A 16054-nucleotide genomic window follows, 5' to 3' on the forward strand; every position below is an offset into this window, starting at 1 on the left:
CCCTAGGCGAGGCTCTGGGCCGGGCGGCCGTTGATGGTGACGTTCTGGAGCTTCAGGCCCTTCACGTTCCTGACGATCGAAGGTTCGGCGACGCCGTCGAAGGCACAGTCGCGGATGGTCAGGTCGTAGATCGGCGCGGTCTTAAAGCCCTGCAGGTCGGCGACACGGGCGGACTTGCCGCTCTGCACCCGCTCCACCACGACGTTGCGCAGCACCGGGGTGAAGCGGCCGTTGCGGCCTTCCTCGTAGTTGAAGTCCACGGTGACCACGGCCTTGCGCACCTGGCCGATCTCGAGGTCGCGGAAGAAGCAGTTCTCCACGAGGCCTCCCCGCAGGGCGTTGTTCTTGAAGCGGATGGCGTGGTCGAGGTCGGGGCTGTCCAGCCGGCATTTCTCGGCGAAGATGTTGCGCGCCCCGCCGCTGATCTGGCTGCCCACCGTCAGCCCACCGTGGCCGTCGGCCATGCGGCAGTTCCGAATGACGATATTCTCGGACGGGACCTTCAGCCGCCGGCCGTCCTCGTTGCGGCCGGAGTTCACCGCGATGCAGTCGTCCCCCGTGGAGAAGGAGCAGTCCTCGATCAGCACGTCCCGGCAGCTCTCCGGGTCGCAGCCGTCGTTGTTGGGCCCGTGGCTGTTCACGTCCACGCCCCGGATGGTGAGGTTGGTGCAGAGCACCGGATGAATCTGCCAGAAGGGCGAGCGGCGAAGCTTCACGCCCTCGATCAGCACATTCCGGCAGCGGTAGGGCTGGATGAACGGCGGGCGCAGGTAGGAGCCTTCGCCAAACACCCGCTCGAGCACGGGCACGCGGTCCTCGGCCATCTGGAAGAGCTTGGCGCGGGCCGGGCGCTGGTCGGGCATGCCCTCCACCCAGCCGTGCTGGTTCTGCTTCCACTTGCCCTTCCAGGTCCACCAGTGCTCGCGGCTGCACTGGCCGTCCAGCACGCCCTTGCCGGTGATGGCGATGTTCTCGCACTCGAAGGCGTAGACGAACGGCGAGTAGTTCATCAGCTCGATGCCCTCCCAGCGGGTGAACACCACCGGCAGGTAGGCCTTTGGATCGGTCTTGAAACGCAGCGTCGCGCCTTCGGAGACGTGCAGGTTCACGTTGCTCTTCAGGTGGATCGGCCCGGTCAGCCAGTCGCCTGGGGGCACGACCACCCGGCCGCCGCCGGCCGCGTGGCAAGCGGCGATAGCCTGGGCGATCGCCGCGGTGGAGTCGCCGACCGCCTCGGCGTCCGCGCCGTAGCGGTCGATGGGGAAGTCGCGTTCGGGGAAGGTGGGCGGCCTGATCCGCGCCACGATGGCGGCGGCCTCGGCCCAGGGATCGGGCGGCGTGGCGCGGGCGCGGGACGCGAAGAGGGCGGCCGCGGACGAGAGCAGCAGGTCTCGGCGGGCGAGCATGGGGGAACTCCGTACCGGCAAAGAAAAAGGCGGGCGCCCGGGGAGGAGAGGGCGCCCGCCTTGGGTCAGCTCGTCAGAAGCTGTACCGGAGGCCGAAGTAGTACTGCCGGCCGTAGTGGTGGTTGGTCCAGATCCGCTGGGCCTCGGTGTCGTTGTACTGCTTGAATGGCTCGTCGGTCAGGTTGATCGCCTCCAGGCTCAGCCGCAGGTTCTCCGTGAGCTGGTAGCCGATGTTGGCGTCGATCGTGGTGGTGCCGGGCACCCAGTCCGCGTCCTGGTAGTCCTGGCGGCGGCCGGTGGTCAGGTTGCCCTGGTTGCCCGACGGCACGGCGAACACGTAGCTCGACCGGTGCGAGAGCGAGACCCGGGCCGAGAACTTGGCGTCCTCGTAGTAGGCCGTGACGTTGTAGGCGTTCTTCGAGACGTTCGTCGGCCTGTTCTCGAGCTCGAGGCCCGCGGGGCAGACGCCGTTCACCGGGGTGCCGGCGCAGAACACCTGGGTGCCCTTCACGTAGGTGTAGTTGAACAGGGCGCCGAAGTTGCCGACCCATTCGGGCAGGCCGAACAGGTCCACCAGCGGCGTGGCGGGCTGCTGGATGTTCAGCTCGAAGCCGCGGTAGGGATCGCCGCCCTTGGTATTGATGGTGGTGGTGTACTGGAACGTCGAATCCGGCGTCGCCGTCGTGCCCTCGATGAGGGAGTTCGGGAAGCCGAAGGACGAGTAGGGACCCGTCAGGCGGACGCTGGTGAAGTCCGTCTTGAAGTCCTTCACGAAGAAGCCCAGCGCCACCAGCGACTTCCCGCCCGGGTACCACTCGAACGACAGGTCGTAGGTGTTGGCCTCCTGCGGCTTCAGCAGCGGGTTGCCCGCAGTGATCGCGAAGTTGCCGGAGGTGCTGATCGTGCCGCCCGGGTTGAGGGCGTTCAGGCCCGGACGCACCATCACCTTGGCGGCGGCGGCCCGCACCAGGAACTCGGGCGTGATCTCGGCCACCACGTTCGCTGCCGGCAGCCAGTTGTCGTAGGTGTTGTCGACCACCAGTCGCACCGGCGCGCCCCCGGCGAAGGTGTAGCCCTGGGAGGTCACATCGGTGTCCACGTATCGGACGCCGATGTCGCCGCGCACGCGCCAGGGGAGGATGTCGGTGTCGAAGTCGAGCTGCACGTAGCCGGCCGTGCTCTCCTCGGTCACCGTCCGGAAGCTGCCGCGGGCGTTGGTGTTCTCAAGCCCGACCAGGGTGAAGGCGCCCGTGCCCGAGTAGATCCCGTAGGCGTCGGCCACGGCCTGGAAGTTGGGGACCACCCAGGCCGTCGGGGTGTCGCCGCCGAAGCCCTTGCCGAAGCCGGTGAGTTGCTCGGACAGGGAGGCCATGGTCACCCCGGCCGGCATGGCCGGAATCGCGAACTCGCTGACCCGGCGGTACTCCTGGCCGTCGTTGCGGTACTTCTTCCACTCCGCGCCGGCGCGGAGCTTGAAGGTGTCGTTCAGCTCCCACTCAACGTCGCCGTAGGCGATGTCGAAGCTGTTCTGGACGAACTGCGGGCGCAGCCGGACCTCGCTCGGGCGGACCGTGCCGTTGGCGTTGGCGTTGGTGAAGGTGAAGGCGTTCGGGTCGGTGACGTCGAAGCCCCAGCCGATGGTCGGAATTTCCGCGTTGTCACGCGCGTCGTAGATCCATCCGTCCTGGTTGGCGCGATCGAAGGTGATCGTGGTCTGGATCGGGTTCTTGAAGCTGGACTTGGAGGTGCCCAGGAGGCCGCTGACGCGGAGCCGGTCCGTCAGTTCATGGCTGCCGGAGAGGGTGTACTGGCTGAAGATGGTCTCCAGCCGGTCCTCGCGGCTTTCGATCCGGATGTCGACGTTGTCGAACTCGCCGTACTGCAGGGTGCCGTACTGGTCGGTCTCGAAGACCCGCGGGATCATGTAGGGCTTGCCGAACTCGGGCGAGGTCGCAGCGCGGCTGAAGGAGATCGCTTCCAGGTAGTTCTCGCGCCGGTGCGACTTGTAGTCGGAGTACAGATAGTCGAGCGAGATCTTGGTCCGGCTGCTGGGCTGCCACTGGATCGAGCCGGTGACGCCCAGGCGCTCCTGGTCGTAGTCGAGCCGCGCGAAGCGCGGGATGCGGGGCGACCAGCTCCCCGGGTCGGACGCGCGTTGGTAGGCGGCGATGTTCGCGGGCGTGCCGGGCAGGCGCGGGTTGCCCGCGAAGCAGTTCGCCGCGTCGCTTCCCACCGCGGCGCTGGCGCCCGGGTTGAACTGCTGCCCCGCCGTCGCGGCGTTGGTGTCATAGCCCAGCGGGCTGCACCAGCCGCCGTTGGACGTGCCTTCCGCCCAGCGGACGGTGTTGAACCCCTCTTCGCGCACCCCGCGCTCGGAGTAGGCGGCCGAGATCAGCACCCCCAGCGTGCCGTCCAGAAAAGTCTTGGAGGCGAGGCCAGCGAAGCGCGGGTCCCAGCTCTTCGACAGGTCGTTGTAACCGTACTGGGCCGACAGGCTGAGCACCTGGTCGCGCTTGAAGTCGAGCGGGCGGGCGGTGGTCAGGTCGACGGTCGCGCCGAGCGAGCCCTCCTCGATCATCGCCGAGGCGGTCTTGCGCACCGCGAGCTGGTTGAAGAGCTCGGACGCGAACACGTTGAAGTCGAAGCTGCGCGCGCGGTTCGCGCCGCCGTCTGCGTCGGAACCCCCGGTGGTGGTGAGGGCCTCCATGCCGTTGATCCGGACGCGGGTGGAGCCCGGGCCGAGGCCGCGCACGGTGATGTTGCGGCCTTCGCCGGCCGAGCGGGTGATGGCGACCCCGGGAATGCGCTGGAGCGATTCGGCCAGGTTGTTGTCCGGGAACTTGGCGATGTCCTCGGCCTTGATCGCGTCGACGACGCCGGCCTCCTCGCGCTTCAGCGCGATGGCGCTTTCGACCGAGGCGCGGAAGCCGGTGACCACGACCTCCTCGACCTCGCCCGACTCTTGCGCATGGGCCACGCCGCCGATCGAGAGGGCGAGCGCGGCGATGGATGCGCCGCAGGCGAGAGTCCGCAGGCGAGATCCGGCTTTGAGATTCATCTTCTTCCCTCCGTGGCCGGGGCGTTCCCGGTCCTGCGCATCCCGCGCTTGGTTCTGACACCGGTGTCTATTTCGCACCTGCGAAGCTGACACCGGTGTCAACGGAGCTTAGAGGCGCAGCCTGGAAAATCAAGCGGGCGGGCGGCGCAGCCTCGTGGCCGCCGCCGCACAGCGCTGTTCTGCGGCGCCTAGAACACAGGTGGGCTTGGCCCGAACGCCGACCGGACAGGCTCAGGCGTGGCCGGTCGGATCGGCTGCGGCGGCTTCCTCGTCCTCGGTGTCGCCGCGCCAGTCGGAGGCCTCGTGAGCGAGCTTCCGGGCCATGGCCTCGGCCTCGGCGCTCTCGGCCAGCTCCAACTGCTCGGCGATCGGGCGCTGCTCGGGGCCGACGCTGTCGTCCGGCACGCCGGGCCCGGTCTCCGCCACGGTGTCGTCCAGCGGGCGGCTGTTGGCGCCGCCGCCCAAGGGGTGCCCATGCGTTTCGGACATCGTCGGCTCCCGTTGCGAGCGGCCGTGGCCGCTTCCTGGCCGCTCAACCCTGGCCGCAGCCGCGGCGTTCCGCGCCGCTGTTTGATAAGCGCCGGAACCGCCGTCACGGCCGGCGGTTCGCCCCGCGTGGAGAAGACGATGAGCAAGAGCGCCGCCCCGGCGGCCGGCCTGCCGCGGCGGAAGACAAGGACCGCGGGGTGAACTCCGACCTCGACAGCCTGGCCGACACGGTCCGGCAGCGTCGCGCCATCCTCTTCGCGGGCGCGGGCCTTTCGATGAGCGTGGGCCTGCCGTCCTGGCGCGAACTGATCGGCCACATGTGTCGCGAGCTCGACCTCGACGTGGCCGCGCTGGGGCACGAGCTGAGCTACCAGACGCTGGCCGAGTACTACCGGCTGCAGAAGGGCTCCATCGGCCCGCTGCGGAGCTGGATGGACCGGACCTGGAGCGTGTCCGAGGAGAAGGTCCGCCGCTCGCGGATTCACCGCCTGATCGTCGAGCTGGATTTCCCGATCATCTACACGACGAACTACGACAACAATCTCGAGGTCGCCCACCGCCTCTTCGGGCGCCCATTCGTGAAGGTGGCGAGCCCGCGCGACATCGCCGAGGCGCACGGCGACACCACCCAGATCGTGAAGTTCCACGGCGACTTCGAGGACGACGCCTCGCTGGTGATCGCCGAGACGGACTACTTCAACCGCCTGAACTTCGCCTCGCCGCTGGACATCAAGTTCCGCGCCGACGCCCTGGGCCGCACGATCCTGTTCGTCGGCTACTCCATGTCGGACCTGAACATCCGGCTGCTGCTCCACCGGTTGTGGCTGACCTGGCGCGACTCCGGCCAGCAGAAGGACCGCCCGCCGTCCTACGTGTTCATGCCCCAGCCGAACCCGGTGCAGGAGGCGGTGCTCGGCCAGTGGGGCATCCGCGTGCTCTCGGGCGACAGCGAGGATCCGGAGCAGGCGCTGCTGGGCTTCCTCGGAAGGTTGTCGGAGGAGGTTGGACGGAGGGGGCGGGCTGCCTAGCTAAGCAGCTTCACATCGAAGGAGCCGTCCATGGCCGCGCAGCAGAGACCCACCTTCCAGGTCGTCGACCCGGCCACGGGCAAGCCCGGGCGGACCTACGAGGGCGTCACGGGCGAGGAGGCGCTGGCCATCGCCGGTCGGGTGCGCGAGCGGTTCGAGAGCTGGCGGCGCACCTCGTTCGCCGAGCGGACCGCGCTCATGCGGGAGGCGGCCGCGGTCCTGCGCCGCCGGAGCGACGACTTCGCCGAGCTGATGTGCGGGGAGATGGGCAAGACCCTCGCCGATGGCCGCGCCGAGATCGAGAAGTGCGCCGTAGGTTGCGAGTTCTACGCCGAACATGCGGAGGCCTTCCTCAAGGCGGAGCCGGTGGACATGGACGGGCCCAAGGCCAAGGTGGTCTACCGGCCGATCGGGACGGTCCTGGCGGTCATGCCCTGGAACTTCCCGTTCTGGCAGGCCTTCCGCTTCGCCGCGCCGACCCTTATGGGCGGCAACACCGCGGTGCTGAAGCACGCCTCCAACGTGCCTGGCTCGGCGCTGGCCATCGAGCAGGTGTTCCGCGAGGCTGGCTTCCCCGAGGACGTATTTCGCACCGTCCTTGTCCCCAGCCGGGACGTGAAGGCCCTGATCGAGGACCCGGCGATCGCCGCGGTGAGCCTGACCGGCAGCGTGGAGGCCGGCAAGGCGGTGGCCGCCCAGGCGGGCGCGGTGCTCAAGAAGTGCGTCCTCGAGCTCGGCGGCAGCGACGCCTACGTTGTGCTCGACGACGTGGACCCCGCGAAAGCCGCGAAGGTGGCCGCCGCGGCGCGGCTGGTGAACGCCGGGCAGAGCTGCATCGCCGGCAAGCGCTTCATCGTGCTGGCCAGCGTGCGCGAGGCCTTCGAAGACGCCCTGGTGAAGGAGATGGAGAGCTATGCCCTGGGCGACCCGCGCGCCGAGGGGACCAAGCTCGGGCCGCTGCAGGCGGTGAACGCGCGCGACGATGTCCACGAGCAGGTGACCCGTGCGATCTCCGCCGGGGCCCGGCGGCTGACGGGCGGGGAAGTCCCCGACCGACCGGGCGCCTGGTATCCGCCGACCGTGCTCACCGACGTGCGGCCCGGCAATCCGGCCTTCGACGAGGAGGTGTTCGGGCCGGTGGCGGCGGTGGTCGAGGCCAGGGACGAGGAAGAGGCGATCGCGCTCGCCAATGACTCCGAGTTCGGCCTGGGCTCCGGCGTGCTGACCGGCGACCTCGCCCGCGGCGAGCGGATCGCCACGGACGGCCTCGACGCCGGGATGAGCTTCGTGAACCAGAACGTCCGCTCGGACGCCCGCCTGCCGTTCGGCGGGGTGAAGCACTCCGGCTACGGTCGCGAACTCGCCGCCTTCGGCATCCGCGAGTTCGTCAACATCAAGAGCGTCCTTGTGGCCGAGGAGGCGCTCGCCTACGGCGGGCCCGAGTGATCAGGCCGACGGCCGGGTGACCACGTAGGAGCCCACGGCGACCAGCAGCAGCCCGACGCCGCCGACGACGAGCAGGCTATGGGTGGTGGCCACCAGCAGGGTCCAGCTCCCGGCCATGGTGACTACGGCCAGGGCCTTGGCGCGGCGCGGGATGGCGCGCCGCGCTTCCCAGTCGCGGATGTAGGGGCCGAGCCGCGGGTGCGCCCGGATGCGGTCGGCCCACTCCGGCGAGCCGCGGGCGAAGGCCCAGACGGCGACGATCAGGAAGACGGTGGTCGGCAGCAGGGGCAGGAAGACGCCGGCCGTCGCCAGGGCCACGGCCACCACGCCCAGCGCCCGGTAGGCCAGAACCGCCGCCGGGCCGCGGCGGCGCTTGGCGGGTGGAGGCTCGGGCGGGGGCGCGGTCACGGCCGCATCTGCCCAGATCGCCCGACGCGGGGCAAGCCGCTCACGCCGCCTGCACGGCCTCCAGGATGCGGGCCCGCTGGGCGGCGTCGGGCAGGGGGCCACGAGCGGCGCCCAGATTGTCGGCGATGTGACGCGGGTTGCGGGTGCCGGGGATGGCGCAGGTCACGGCTGGATGGGCCAGGACGTACTTCAGCAGCACCTGCGCCCAGCTCGTGCAGCCGATCTCCGCCGCCCAGCCCGGCAGCGGCAGGCGTCGCACGCGGGCGAAGACGTCACCGCCGGCGAACGGCCGGTTGACGATCACAGCCATGCCGCGCTCCTGCGCCAGCGGCAGGATGCGCCGTTCCGCCTCGCGCTCGGCCACCGAGGCGTTGACCTGCACGAAGTCCAGCCGGTGACGTCGCATGGCGGCCTCAAGGCCCGGATAGGCGCTCTCCGTGTAGTGCGTGGCCCCTACGTAGCGAACGCGACCACGCGACTTCCAGTCGGCGAGCGTCGCCAGGTGGGTCTCCAGGTCCACCAGGTTGTGCACCTGCATGAGGTCGATGACCTCCGTCCGGAGCTTGCGGAACGAGGCCTCCATCTGCGCGACGCCGGCCTCCCGGCCAGTCGTCCACACCTTGGTGGCGAGGAACAGACGGGGCCGGAGTCTGAGCTCGGCGGCGATGTCGCCCACCACGCCTTCCGCGGGCCCGTACATCGGCGAGGAGTCCACCAGCCGGCCGCCGCCGTCGGCAAAGGCCTGGAGGCCCTGACGCGCCTCGTCCCACTCCGTCCCGCGGCTCACGTGGAACGCCTGCCAGGTGCCGAGCCCGACCATCGGCATGACCTCGCCGGTGGCGGGAATGCTGCGCGTCGCAAGCGGGCCGGCGTCTGTCATGGTTCTCTCCGGAATAGAGGCGGAGGCGGCGGGCGCGGGCTCTGACGAGCATCCGGCCAGGGCGGCGGCGCCGATCAGCATCCCGCGGCGAGTCAACGGCATGGGTCCAGCCTCCGTTTCCGGCTGCCCTCAGGGCGCCACGTTTGGCAGGACATCTCAACGTGCATTTCCGCAGGAGGTCTCCCGTTGAAAGTTCTGCTGGCGGGCGCGCTCGCCCTGGCCGCCGCCTCGCTCACCGGCCCCGCCGCCGCCGAACCCGCCCAGGAGGCGGCGTCGGCCATGCGCGCCTGTCTGGACGCGGTGATCGAGGGCGCGCCGGTGGATTCCATCCGCGCCGGCGAGATCGAGATCACCCGCGAGAGAGACCCGAACGCCTGCACCGTCGCCGTCTCCGAAGGCGAGCCGGCGGTGGTGCGGGAAGCTGTGCTGAAGGCGGTGGCCGACCGCCGCGAGCGGTTCACGCCTGCCAAGACCCGCTGGGACCCGGGCCAGTTCGCCACCCGCGAAACCTGGTGCAACGTCGCCGGCCGTCGGCACCTGAACGTGGTCATCTCCACCGGCATGCCCGGCCGGCCGCTGAAGCTGATCGCCACGGCTCTAGAGGCTAAGGAACGCGACTCGCGCTGCGATCGCGATGAGGGCGTCCAGAAGCCGCCGCTGGCGCCTGCGGCGGCGCCCGCAGCCTCGCAGTGATCATCGGGTCCTAGGCCCGAGGGCTCAGGCGTTGCGGGCCATCAGCCCGCCGTCGACCGGGATCACCGCGCCGGTGATGTAGGAGGCGGATGGAAGGCAGAGACTGAGCGTCATGTGCGCCACCTCTTCCGGGTCGCCGTAGCGGCGCAGGGCCGTCCGGCGGTTGGCGAAGGCCTGCCGGTCGGCTTCCGGCACCTCCGCCGTCATGCCGGTGAGGATCGGGCCCGGGCAGATGCAGTTCACCGTGATACCTTCCTTGCCGAGCTCGACCGCGAGCGCGCGGGTGAGGCCGGTCACCCCCGCCTTGGCGGCCGCGTAGGGACTGTCGCGGGCGGTGGCTCCCAGCGCCTCGGTCGAGGCGATGTTGACGATCCGCGGGTGCTTCGAGGCGCGCAGGTGCGGCAGGGCGCTGCGCACCAGCCGTTGGTGCGCGGTGAGCAGCACCGCGAAGGCGCGATCCCACACCTGGTCGTAGGTGGGGGAGTCCACCGCGGCGAAGGCCGAGATCCCGGCGTTGTTGACCAGGATGTCGAGGCCGCCGAACCGGGCCACGGCCGCCTGGACCACCGTCTCGATGGCCTGCGGATCGGCGACGTCCAACGCCCAGGCCTCGGCCGGCAAGCCGTCGCGTTGCAGGGCGTCGGCGGTCTGCCAGGCGGCGTCCGCCGACAGGTCGGTGACGGCGACGTTCGCCCCCTCCCGGGCGAAGACCTCTGCGGTGGCGCGGCCCATGCCGGAGCCGGCGCCTGTGATCAGGGCGGTGAGCCCGCGGACCGAGCGTGACAGGGCCATGACGTCCTCCCAACCGAAGGGCGAACGATGCGCCGGACGGGCCATGGGTCAACGGTGACGCCGGGGCAGGCTTGCGCGGCGGGCGGCGCGGGAGAAGCATGACGGCGAGGGAGACGCCCATGCCAGAATTCCGCACGGTCGACGCCGGCGAGGTCCGGATCCGCTGCGCCGTGGAAGGCGAGGGGCCGCTGGTCCTGATGGTCCACGGCTTCCCCGAGAGCTGGTTCTCCTGGCGCCACCAGATCGGACCGATCGCCAAGGCGGGCTACACCGCCTGCGCGATCGATGTGCGCGGCTATGGCGGCTCGGACAAGCCGCACCCGATCGAGGCCTACGCCATGGAGCACCTGACGGCCGACGTCGCCGGGGTGGCGAAGGCGCTGCAGCCGGAGGGGCCCGCGATCCTGATCGGCCACGACTGGGGCGCGCCCATCGTCTGGAACACCGCCCTGACCCGGCCCGGCGCGGTGTCGGCGGTGGCCGGGCTGTCGGTGCCCTACACCGGCGTGCCCGCGCGGCCGTTCACGGAGATCTTCAACGCCCTGTTCACGAAGAAGGACCGCTTCTTCTACCAGGCCTGGTTTCAGAAAGTCGGGCCGCCGGAAGCCGAGGCGGAAGCGGACGTGCGCGGCTTCCTGCGCAAGTTCTACTACGGGATCTCGGGCGACGCGCCGGAGGGCTCGTGGCCGCAGAAGCCGGCGGGCGCCACCTTGCTGGAGGGGATGGTCGATCCCGACCCGTTCCCCGGCTGGCTGACCGAGAACGAGCTCGACTACTACGTCTCGGAGTTCCGCGAGAGCGGCTTCCGCGGCCCCATCAACCGCTACCGCAACCACGAGCGTGACTTCGAGTGGCTGCAGGGCTTCAGGGACCGGCAGATCGAGCAGCCCAGCCTGCTGATCGGCGGCACGAAGGATCCGGCCTTCAATGGCTTCGGCCGTATCCCCGACCCGGGCGCCCTGATGCGCGAGCACGCCACCGACCTGCGCGGCGTGCACGTGCTGGAGGGTTGCGGACACTGGACGCAGCAGGAGCGGCCGGAAGAGGTGACGCCCCTGCTGCTCGACTGGCTGAAGGGGCTGTAGAGCATGGCGGACCTGGAGCTCCGACAGGACGGCGAGGTCGTCTGGGCGACCCTCAACCGGCCCGAGCGGCTGAACGCGCTGTCGCGGAACCTCGTGGAAGACCTGCGGGCCTTTTTCGTCGACCTCTACTGGCGGCGCGACGTGCGGGTGGTGGTGCTGCAGGGAGCAGGCGACGCCTTCTGCGCCGGCCTCGACCTGAAGGAGCGCGCCGAACCGCAGGGAGACCGCTCCATCGGCGCCGGCCTGACCGCACAGCGGAGGATCAGCGAGATCGTCATCGCCATGCGCCGCTGCCCGCAACCGATCGTGGCCTGCGTGAACGGTGCGGCGGCCGGCGGCGGGTTCGCGCTGGCCCTGGCCTCGGACATCCGTATCGCCACGCCCACGACGCGCATGAACGCGGCCTTCATCCGCATCGGCCTGTCGGCGTGCGACATCGGGGTGAGCTATTTCCTGCCGCGCATGGTGGGGAGTTCGGTCGCCGCCGAATACATGCTGACCGGCCGCTTCATCACGGCCGAACGGGCGCACGAGCTGGGCCTGGTCAGCCAGATCGTGCCGGCGCAGGAGCTGGCGGGGACGGCGCAGGGCTTCGTGGACGACATGCTGCACGCGACGCCGCTGGGCCTGCGGCTCACCAAGGAGGCGCTGAACCACGCCATCGACGCCGGCGGCCTCGAGGCCGCCATCGCCATGGAGGACCGGAACCAGATCCTGGCCAGCGCCGACGGCGACTTCGGCGAAGGGGTGAAGGCGTTCTTGGAAAAGCGCCGGCCGGTCTATTCGCGGCGCGAGGGGTGAGGATGATCGAACTTTGGCACTGCCCGGACGCGCGCTCGTTCCGGCCGCTGTGGGCGCTGGAGGAGCTGGGACTCGACTACGAGCTGCACCTGCTGCCGTTCCCGCCCAGGGCGCGGGCCCCGGAGTACCTGGAGGTGAACCCGCTGGGCACCATCCCGGCGATGCGCGACGGCGAGACCTTCATGACCGAGAGCGCAGCCATCGTGCAGTATCTGGTCACCCGCTACGGCCCGAACGAACTGGCCCTCGCAGCGGACGATACGGCCTTTGGCGCGTGGCTGAACTGGCTGCACTTCGGGGAGGCGACCCTGACCTTCCCGCAGACGCTCGTGCTCCGTTACGGGACCTTCGAAAAGGGGCGGGCGGACGCGGCGGCCGAGGACTATGCGCGCTGGTTCCTGAGCCGGTTGCGACATGTGGACCGTGCCCTGGAGCAAGGGGACTGGCTGTGCGCGGGCCGGTTCACGGCGGCCGATATTTCCGTAGGTTACGCCCTGCTGCTGGCGCGGCACCTGAAGCTGTCCGAACACTTCTCGCCAGCGGTGGCGGACTATTGGGAGCGCCTCTCCGCCCGGCCCGCCTTCCTGGCCGCGAAGGCGGCGCAGAAGATGGACCTGGCGGAGGCGCTCCGCGCCTGAGGGCTATTCGCTGGTCTTGCCGTCGAAGTGCTCTTCCTTCTCGTCGGCTTCCTTCTTGGTGGCGCGGACCACGCCGTCCCGGTGCTCGGGCGGGCCATAGAGGGTGTAGAGCTTCAGCGGGCGGTCGCCGGTGTTGACCACGTTGTGGCGCGCGCCGGCCGGCACGATCACGGCGTCGTCGTCCTCGATGTCCGTGGGCTGGCCATCGATGAAGACCTGGCCCCTGCCGTCCTCGATCCGGAAGAACTGGTCGTGATCCTCGTGCACCTCCTCGCCGATCTCCTCGCCGGGCTTCAGTGTCATCAGGACGAGCTGCAGGTACTTGCCCGTGTAGAGCACCCGCCGGAAGTCGTCGTTCTCGGTGGTCAGTTTCTCGATGTCGTCGACGAAGCCCTTCATTCCTGTTCTCCGATGCAAAACTGTGGCGCTTGATGTGGTGCCGCCCCCGCGCGCCCGCAACGACGATCCCGTCAAATCGATCCCTTGCCGTCGCGGCAGGTGACGTGGCGGCGTGCTTGCGGGCGGGCGCCAAAGGCCTAGGGTTTCGGCAAAGCCCGGACGACACGGGGAGGAAACCATGAGCCTTGTGGAAGACGCCGCGCCGCCGGTGCGCGCCGAGCCGCCGCCGTTCAAGCCCCTGCCGCAGAAGGCGCCGGACGTCTCGGTGGAGCGCCGGGCCGACGGGACGGTGCTGATCCGTTCGAACCACGCGCCTGGCGACGGACCCCGCTCCATCGCCCACCTGCTGGCCGAGCGCGCCGCGCAGCATCCCGACAGGCCCTACATCCTGCAACGCGCTCCAGGCCACGGGCCCTGGCAGGGCGTCACCTACGGCGAGGCCAAGCGGGCGGCGGACGGCATCGCGCAGTGGCTGCTGGACCGTGGCCTGACCGGCGCCGACAGCGTGATGGTCCTGTCCGCCAACTCTGTGGAGCACGCCCTCATCATGCTGGGCTGCTACACGGCCGGCGTCCCGGTGGCGCCGATCAGTCCGGCCTACAGCCTGATCTCTTCGGACCACGCCAAGCTGAAGCACTGCTTCGCCACCGTCCGGCCGAAGGCGGTGTTCGTGCAGTCGAGCGAGATGTTCGCCCGCGCCATCGAAACCCTGAAGGCGCAGGATCCGGAGCTCTTCTTCATCAGCGTTGATGGTGGGAGCGGAACCATCCCACTCGCCGAGCTCACCCGGACCGAGCCCACGCCGGCGGTGGAGGCCGCGCGCGAGCGGCTGAACCACGAAACAGTGGCCAAGTACCTGTTCACCTCCGGCTCCACCGGCATGCCCAAGGGTGTGCCGCAGACCCACGGCATGTTCGCCGGCGTCATCGCGGGACAGGAGGGGCTGCGCGCGGAGGAGGCCGATCCGGACGTGGTCCCGCAGGCGCTGGACTGGATGCCCTGGAGCCACATCTCGGCCGGAAACATCGCCTTCAACGGCAATCTCTGGGGCGGCGGGACCCTGCACCTGGATGAGGGCAAGCCGGTCCCGGGGATGTTCGAGACCACCATCAAGAACCTCTACGAGGTCTCGCCCATGGTGTTCGGCTCCGCGCCGGTGGCGTTCGGCATGCTGGCCGAAGCCATGGAGCGCGATGCGGCGCTCCGGCGCAGCTTCTTCAGGAACCTGCGCTACATGGGCTACGGCGGGGCGACCCTCTCCAACGACATCTACGAGCGGATGCAGGCGCTCGCCATCGCCGAGACCGGCCACCGGATCCCGCTGACCACCATGTACGGCGCCACCGAGACGCAGGGGATCACGGTGGTGCACTGGATCACCGAGCGGGTGGGCCTGATCGGGCTGCCGCTGCCCGGCATCACGCTCAAGCTCGTGCCGAACGGCTCCAAGCTGGAGGTGCGGGTGAAGGGGCCGACGGTCACCAGCGGCTACCACAACGATCCGGAGAAGACGGCGGCCGCCTTCGACGAGGAGGGCTTCTACAAACTGGGCGACGCCTGCCGCTTCCTCGATCCCGAGGATCCCACGCAGGGCCTGGTGTTCGACGGCCGGGTGACCGAGGACTTCAAGCTGGATTCCGGCACCTGGGTTTCGGTCGGCACGCTGCGCCCCGACCTGGTGGCCGCGTGCAGTCCGTATGTGTTCGACATGGTGCTGACCGGCCAGGACAAGCCGTTCGCCGGCGCCCTGATCTGGCCCTCGCCGGCCGGGCTCGCCACGCTCGGCGACGATCCACTGCCCAAGCTGGTGGCCGTGCTGCGCGAGCGGATCGCCGCGTTCAACGCCGGCTCGGGCGGCTCGTCCCGGCGGATCGGCCGGTTCACCGTCATGGCCGAGCCGCCTTCGATCGACGCCGGCGAGATCACCGACAAGGGCTATGTGAATCAGCGCGCGACGCTCGAGCGCCGCCACGCGCTGGTTGACGCGCTCTACGCCGAGCCGCCGGGGCCGGGCGTCGTGGTCGTCTGATGGCCGAGCTGATCCTGCACCACTACGACACCTCGCCCTTCTCGGAGAAGGTGCGGGCGATGCTGGGGGTGAAGAGCCTGGCGTGGCGTTCGGTGATCCAGCCGGTGATCATGCCCAAGCCCGAGCTGATCCCGCTGACCGGCGGCTATCGCCGCATTCCGGTGCTGCAGGTCGGCGCGGACGTGTTCTGCGACAGCCAGGCCATCCTGGAGGAGATCGAGGCGCGCTGCCCCGCCCCCAGGATGATCCAGGGCGCGGACTGGGCCGTGAACATGTTCGCCGACCGCCAGTGGTTCCAGGCGAGCGTGGCGGTGGTCTTCGCCCGGATCGGCGACGCCGTCCCGCGCGCCTTCATCGAGGACCGGGAGAAGCTGTCGGGACGCCCCTTTGACGTGCAGGCGATGCGCGCCGCCGAACCGTTCGCGCGGGCGCAGTGGCTGGCCTACGCCGCCTGGGTGGACCAGGCGCTGACCGCAGCGCCGTTCCTGGGCGGCGAGCGGCCCTCGCTGGCCGACGTCGCCGCCTGGATGCCTGTGTGGTGGGCGGGGGGCGCCGCGCCCGACCTGCTGGAGGGGCTGGAGCGGCTGGGCGCCTGGCGCGAGCGGATGCTGGCGTTCGGCCATGGTCGCCGCGAGGAGATGACGACCGCCGAAGCGCTGGAGGTCGCCCGTGGCGCTCAGCCGCGGCCGGCCGCGGTCGCAGCCGACGACCCGTCCCGCCTGCGGGCCGGAGACCACGTGACCGTCCAGGCCGACGACTACGGCCGCGACCCGGTCTCGGGGCGTCTCGCGGGGCTCACGCCGACGCGGGTGACCCTGGCCCGAGAGGCCGGCGACCTCGGCCTGATCCATGTGCATTTCCCGCGCGCCGGCTATGTGCTGGCCCGGACCTAGGAGGCTCTG

At 70.1% G+C, this 16054-nt stretch carries 15 protein-coding genes; 8 read left to right on the forward strand and 7 right to left on the reverse strand.

From position 1 onward, the window contains the following. Positions 1-2: 2 nt before the first annotated feature. The 3 genes from ACE3Q8_RS03060 to ACE3Q8_RS03070 form a co-directional block, all read right to left on the reverse strand. Positions 3-1406 (reverse strand): glycoside hydrolase family 28 protein, encoded by a 1404-nt coding sequence (locus ACE3Q8_RS03060; RefSeq protein WP_374468765.1) that lies wholly within the window; start codon positions 1404-1406, stop codon positions 3-5. Between the two features lie 73 nt (positions 1407-1479). Beyond that, positions 1480-4464 carry a TonB-dependent receptor gene (locus ACE3Q8_RS03065; RefSeq protein WP_374468766.1) on the reverse strand — a complete coding sequence of 995 codons (2985 nt, stop codon included), beginning with the start codon at positions 4462-4464 and terminating at the stop codon, positions 1480-1482. 231 nt (positions 4465-4695) lie between these two features. Then, a complete protein-coding gene (locus tag ACE3Q8_RS03070; RefSeq protein ID WP_374468767.1) occupies positions 4696-4953 on the reverse strand; it encodes a hypothetical protein in 258 nt (85 codons plus the stop codon). Between the two features lie 197 nt (positions 4954-5150). On the opposite strand from ACE3Q8_RS03070, the gene ACE3Q8_RS03075 reads away from it, so the two are divergent. Both ACE3Q8_RS03075 and ACE3Q8_RS03080 read left to right on the forward strand, forming a co-directional pair. After that, the gene (locus ACE3Q8_RS03075; RefSeq protein WP_374468768.1) at positions 5151-5981 is read left to right on the forward strand and encodes an SIR2 family protein; all 831 of its coding nucleotides are present in this window, start codon (positions 5151-5153) and stop codon (positions 5979-5981) included. Positions 5982-6011: 30 nt separating this feature from the next. Then, positions 6012-7427, forward strand: coding sequence for an NAD-dependent succinate-semialdehyde dehydrogenase (locus tag ACE3Q8_RS03080; protein ID WP_374468769.1), 1416 nt, complete (start codon positions 6012-6014; stop codon positions 7425-7427). On the opposite strand, the gene ACE3Q8_RS03085 is transcribed toward ACE3Q8_RS03080, so the two are convergent. Next, positions 7428-7835: a YbaN family protein gene (locus ACE3Q8_RS03085; protein ID WP_374468770.1), complete on the reverse strand. Its 408-nt coding sequence runs from the start codon at positions 7833-7835 to the stop codon at positions 7428-7430. 40 nt (positions 7836-7875) lie between these two features. Further along, positions 7876-8715 carry an aldo/keto reductase gene (locus tag ACE3Q8_RS03090; RefSeq protein WP_374468771.1) on the reverse strand — a complete coding sequence of 280 codons (840 nt, stop codon included), beginning with the start codon at positions 8713-8715 and terminating at the stop codon, positions 7876-7878. A 186-nt stretch (positions 8716-8901) separates the two neighbouring features. On the opposite strand from ACE3Q8_RS03090, the gene ACE3Q8_RS03095 reads away from it, so the two are divergent. Next, positions 8902-9408, forward strand: coding sequence for a hypothetical protein (locus tag ACE3Q8_RS03095; RefSeq protein ID WP_374468772.1), 507 nt, complete (start codon positions 8902-8904; stop codon positions 9406-9408). A gap of 24 nt (positions 9409-9432) precedes the next feature. Here the strand turns inward: ACE3Q8_RS03095 and ACE3Q8_RS03100 are convergent, their stop codons facing one another. Next, entirely contained in the window at positions 9433-10200 is a 768-nt protein-coding gene (locus ACE3Q8_RS03100; protein WP_374468773.1) for an SDR family NAD(P)-dependent oxidoreductase, read from the reverse strand. A 119-nt stretch (positions 10201-10319) separates the two neighbouring features. Here ACE3Q8_RS03100 and ACE3Q8_RS03105 point away from each other — a divergent pair, with 119 nt between their 5' ends. Genes ACE3Q8_RS03105 through ACE3Q8_RS03115 form a run of 3 tightly spaced genes read left to right on the forward strand, consistent with a single transcriptional unit; the run spans position 10320 to position 12724 of the window. Beyond that, positions 10320-11285: an alpha/beta fold hydrolase gene (locus ACE3Q8_RS03105; protein ID WP_374468774.1), complete on the forward strand. Its 966-nt coding sequence runs from the start codon at positions 10320-10322 to the stop codon at positions 11283-11285. 3 nt (positions 11286-11288) lie between these two features. Beyond that, the gene (locus ACE3Q8_RS03110) at positions 11289-12086 is read left to right on the forward strand and encodes an enoyl-CoA hydratase/isomerase family protein (protein WP_374468775.1); all 798 of its coding nucleotides are present in this window, start codon (positions 11289-11291) and stop codon (positions 12084-12086) included. Positions 12087-12088: 2 nt separating this feature from the next. Then, positions 12089-12724 carry a glutathione S-transferase family protein gene (locus tag ACE3Q8_RS03115; RefSeq protein ID WP_374468776.1) on the forward strand — a complete coding sequence of 212 codons (636 nt, stop codon included), beginning with the start codon at positions 12089-12091 and terminating at the stop codon, positions 12722-12724. 3 nt (positions 12725-12727) lie between these two features. On the opposite strand, the gene ACE3Q8_RS03120 is transcribed toward ACE3Q8_RS03115, so the two are convergent. Then, complete coding sequence (locus tag ACE3Q8_RS03120) at positions 12728-13123, reverse strand: cupin domain-containing protein (protein ID WP_374468777.1); 396 nt, start codon at positions 13121-13123, stop codon at positions 12728-12730. 178 nt (positions 13124-13301) lie between these two features. On the opposite strand from ACE3Q8_RS03120, the gene ACE3Q8_RS03125 reads away from it, so the two are divergent. Both ACE3Q8_RS03125 and ACE3Q8_RS03130 read left to right on the forward strand, forming a co-directional pair. Next, complete coding sequence (locus ACE3Q8_RS03125) at positions 13302-15152, forward strand: AMP-binding protein (RefSeq protein ID WP_374468778.1); 1851 nt, start codon at positions 13302-13304, stop codon at positions 15150-15152. Beyond that, positions 15152-16045, forward strand: a complete 894-nt coding sequence (locus ACE3Q8_RS03130) for a glutathione S-transferase family protein (protein WP_374468779.1) — start codon at positions 15152-15154, stop codon at positions 16043-16045. The genes ACE3Q8_RS03125 and ACE3Q8_RS03130 overlap by 1 nt, the downstream gene beginning before the upstream one ends. The last annotated feature ends 9 nt before the right edge of the window (positions 16046-16054 follow it).

It is taken from the genome of Phenylobacterium sp., assembly GCF_041913825.1.
In the GTDB taxonomy this organism is placed as follows: Bacteria; Pseudomonadota; Alphaproteobacteria; order Caulobacterales; family Caulobacteraceae; genus Phenylobacterium.

Bases quoted from the DNA above. Each gene is read 5' to 3' on its own strand.
- ACE3Q8_RS03125 (WP_374468778.1), top strand. From the start codon at position 13,302: ATGAGCCTTGTGGAAGACGCCGCGCCGCCGGTGCGCGCCGAGCCGCCG.
- ACE3Q8_RS03115 (WP_374468776.1), top strand. From the start codon at position 12,089: ATGATCGAACTTTGGCACTGCCCGGACGCGCGCTCGTTCCGGCCGCTG.
- ACE3Q8_RS03080 (WP_374468769.1), top strand. From the start codon at position 6,012: ATGGCCGCGCAGCAGAGACCCACCTTCCAGGTCGTCGACCCGGCCACG.
- ACE3Q8_RS03090 (WP_374468771.1), bottom strand. From the start codon at position 8,715: ATGACAGACGCCGGCCCGCTTGCGACGCGCAGCATTCCCGCCACCGGC.
- ACE3Q8_RS03120 (WP_374468777.1), bottom strand. From the start codon at position 13,123: ATGAAGGGCTTCGTCGACGACATCGAGAAACTGACCACCGAGAACGAC.
- ACE3Q8_RS03065 (WP_374468766.1), bottom strand. From the start codon at position 4,464: ATGAATCTCAAAGCCGGATCTCGCCTGCGGACTCTCGCCTGCGGCGCA.
- ACE3Q8_RS03110 (WP_374468775.1), top strand. From the start codon at position 11,289: ATGGCGGACCTGGAGCTCCGACAGGACGGCGAGGTCGTCTGGGCGACC.
- ACE3Q8_RS03105 (WP_374468774.1), top strand. From the start codon at position 10,320: ATGCCAGAATTCCGCACGGTCGACGCCGGCGAGGTCCGGATCCGCTGC.
- ACE3Q8_RS03070 (WP_374468767.1), bottom strand. From the start codon at position 4,953: ATGTCCGAAACGCATGGGCACCCCTTGGGCGGCGGCGCCAACAGCCGC.
- ACE3Q8_RS03060 (WP_374468765.1), bottom strand. From the start codon at position 1,406: ATGCTCGCCCGCCGAGACCTGCTGCTCTCGTCCGCGGCCGCCCTCTTC.
- ACE3Q8_RS03130 (WP_374468779.1), top strand. From the start codon at position 15,152: ATGGCCGAGCTGATCCTGCACCACTACGACACCTCGCCCTTCTCGGAG.
- ACE3Q8_RS03100 (WP_374468773.1), bottom strand. From the start codon at position 10,200: ATGGCCCTGTCACGCTCGGTCCGCGGGCTCACCGCCCTGATCACAGGC.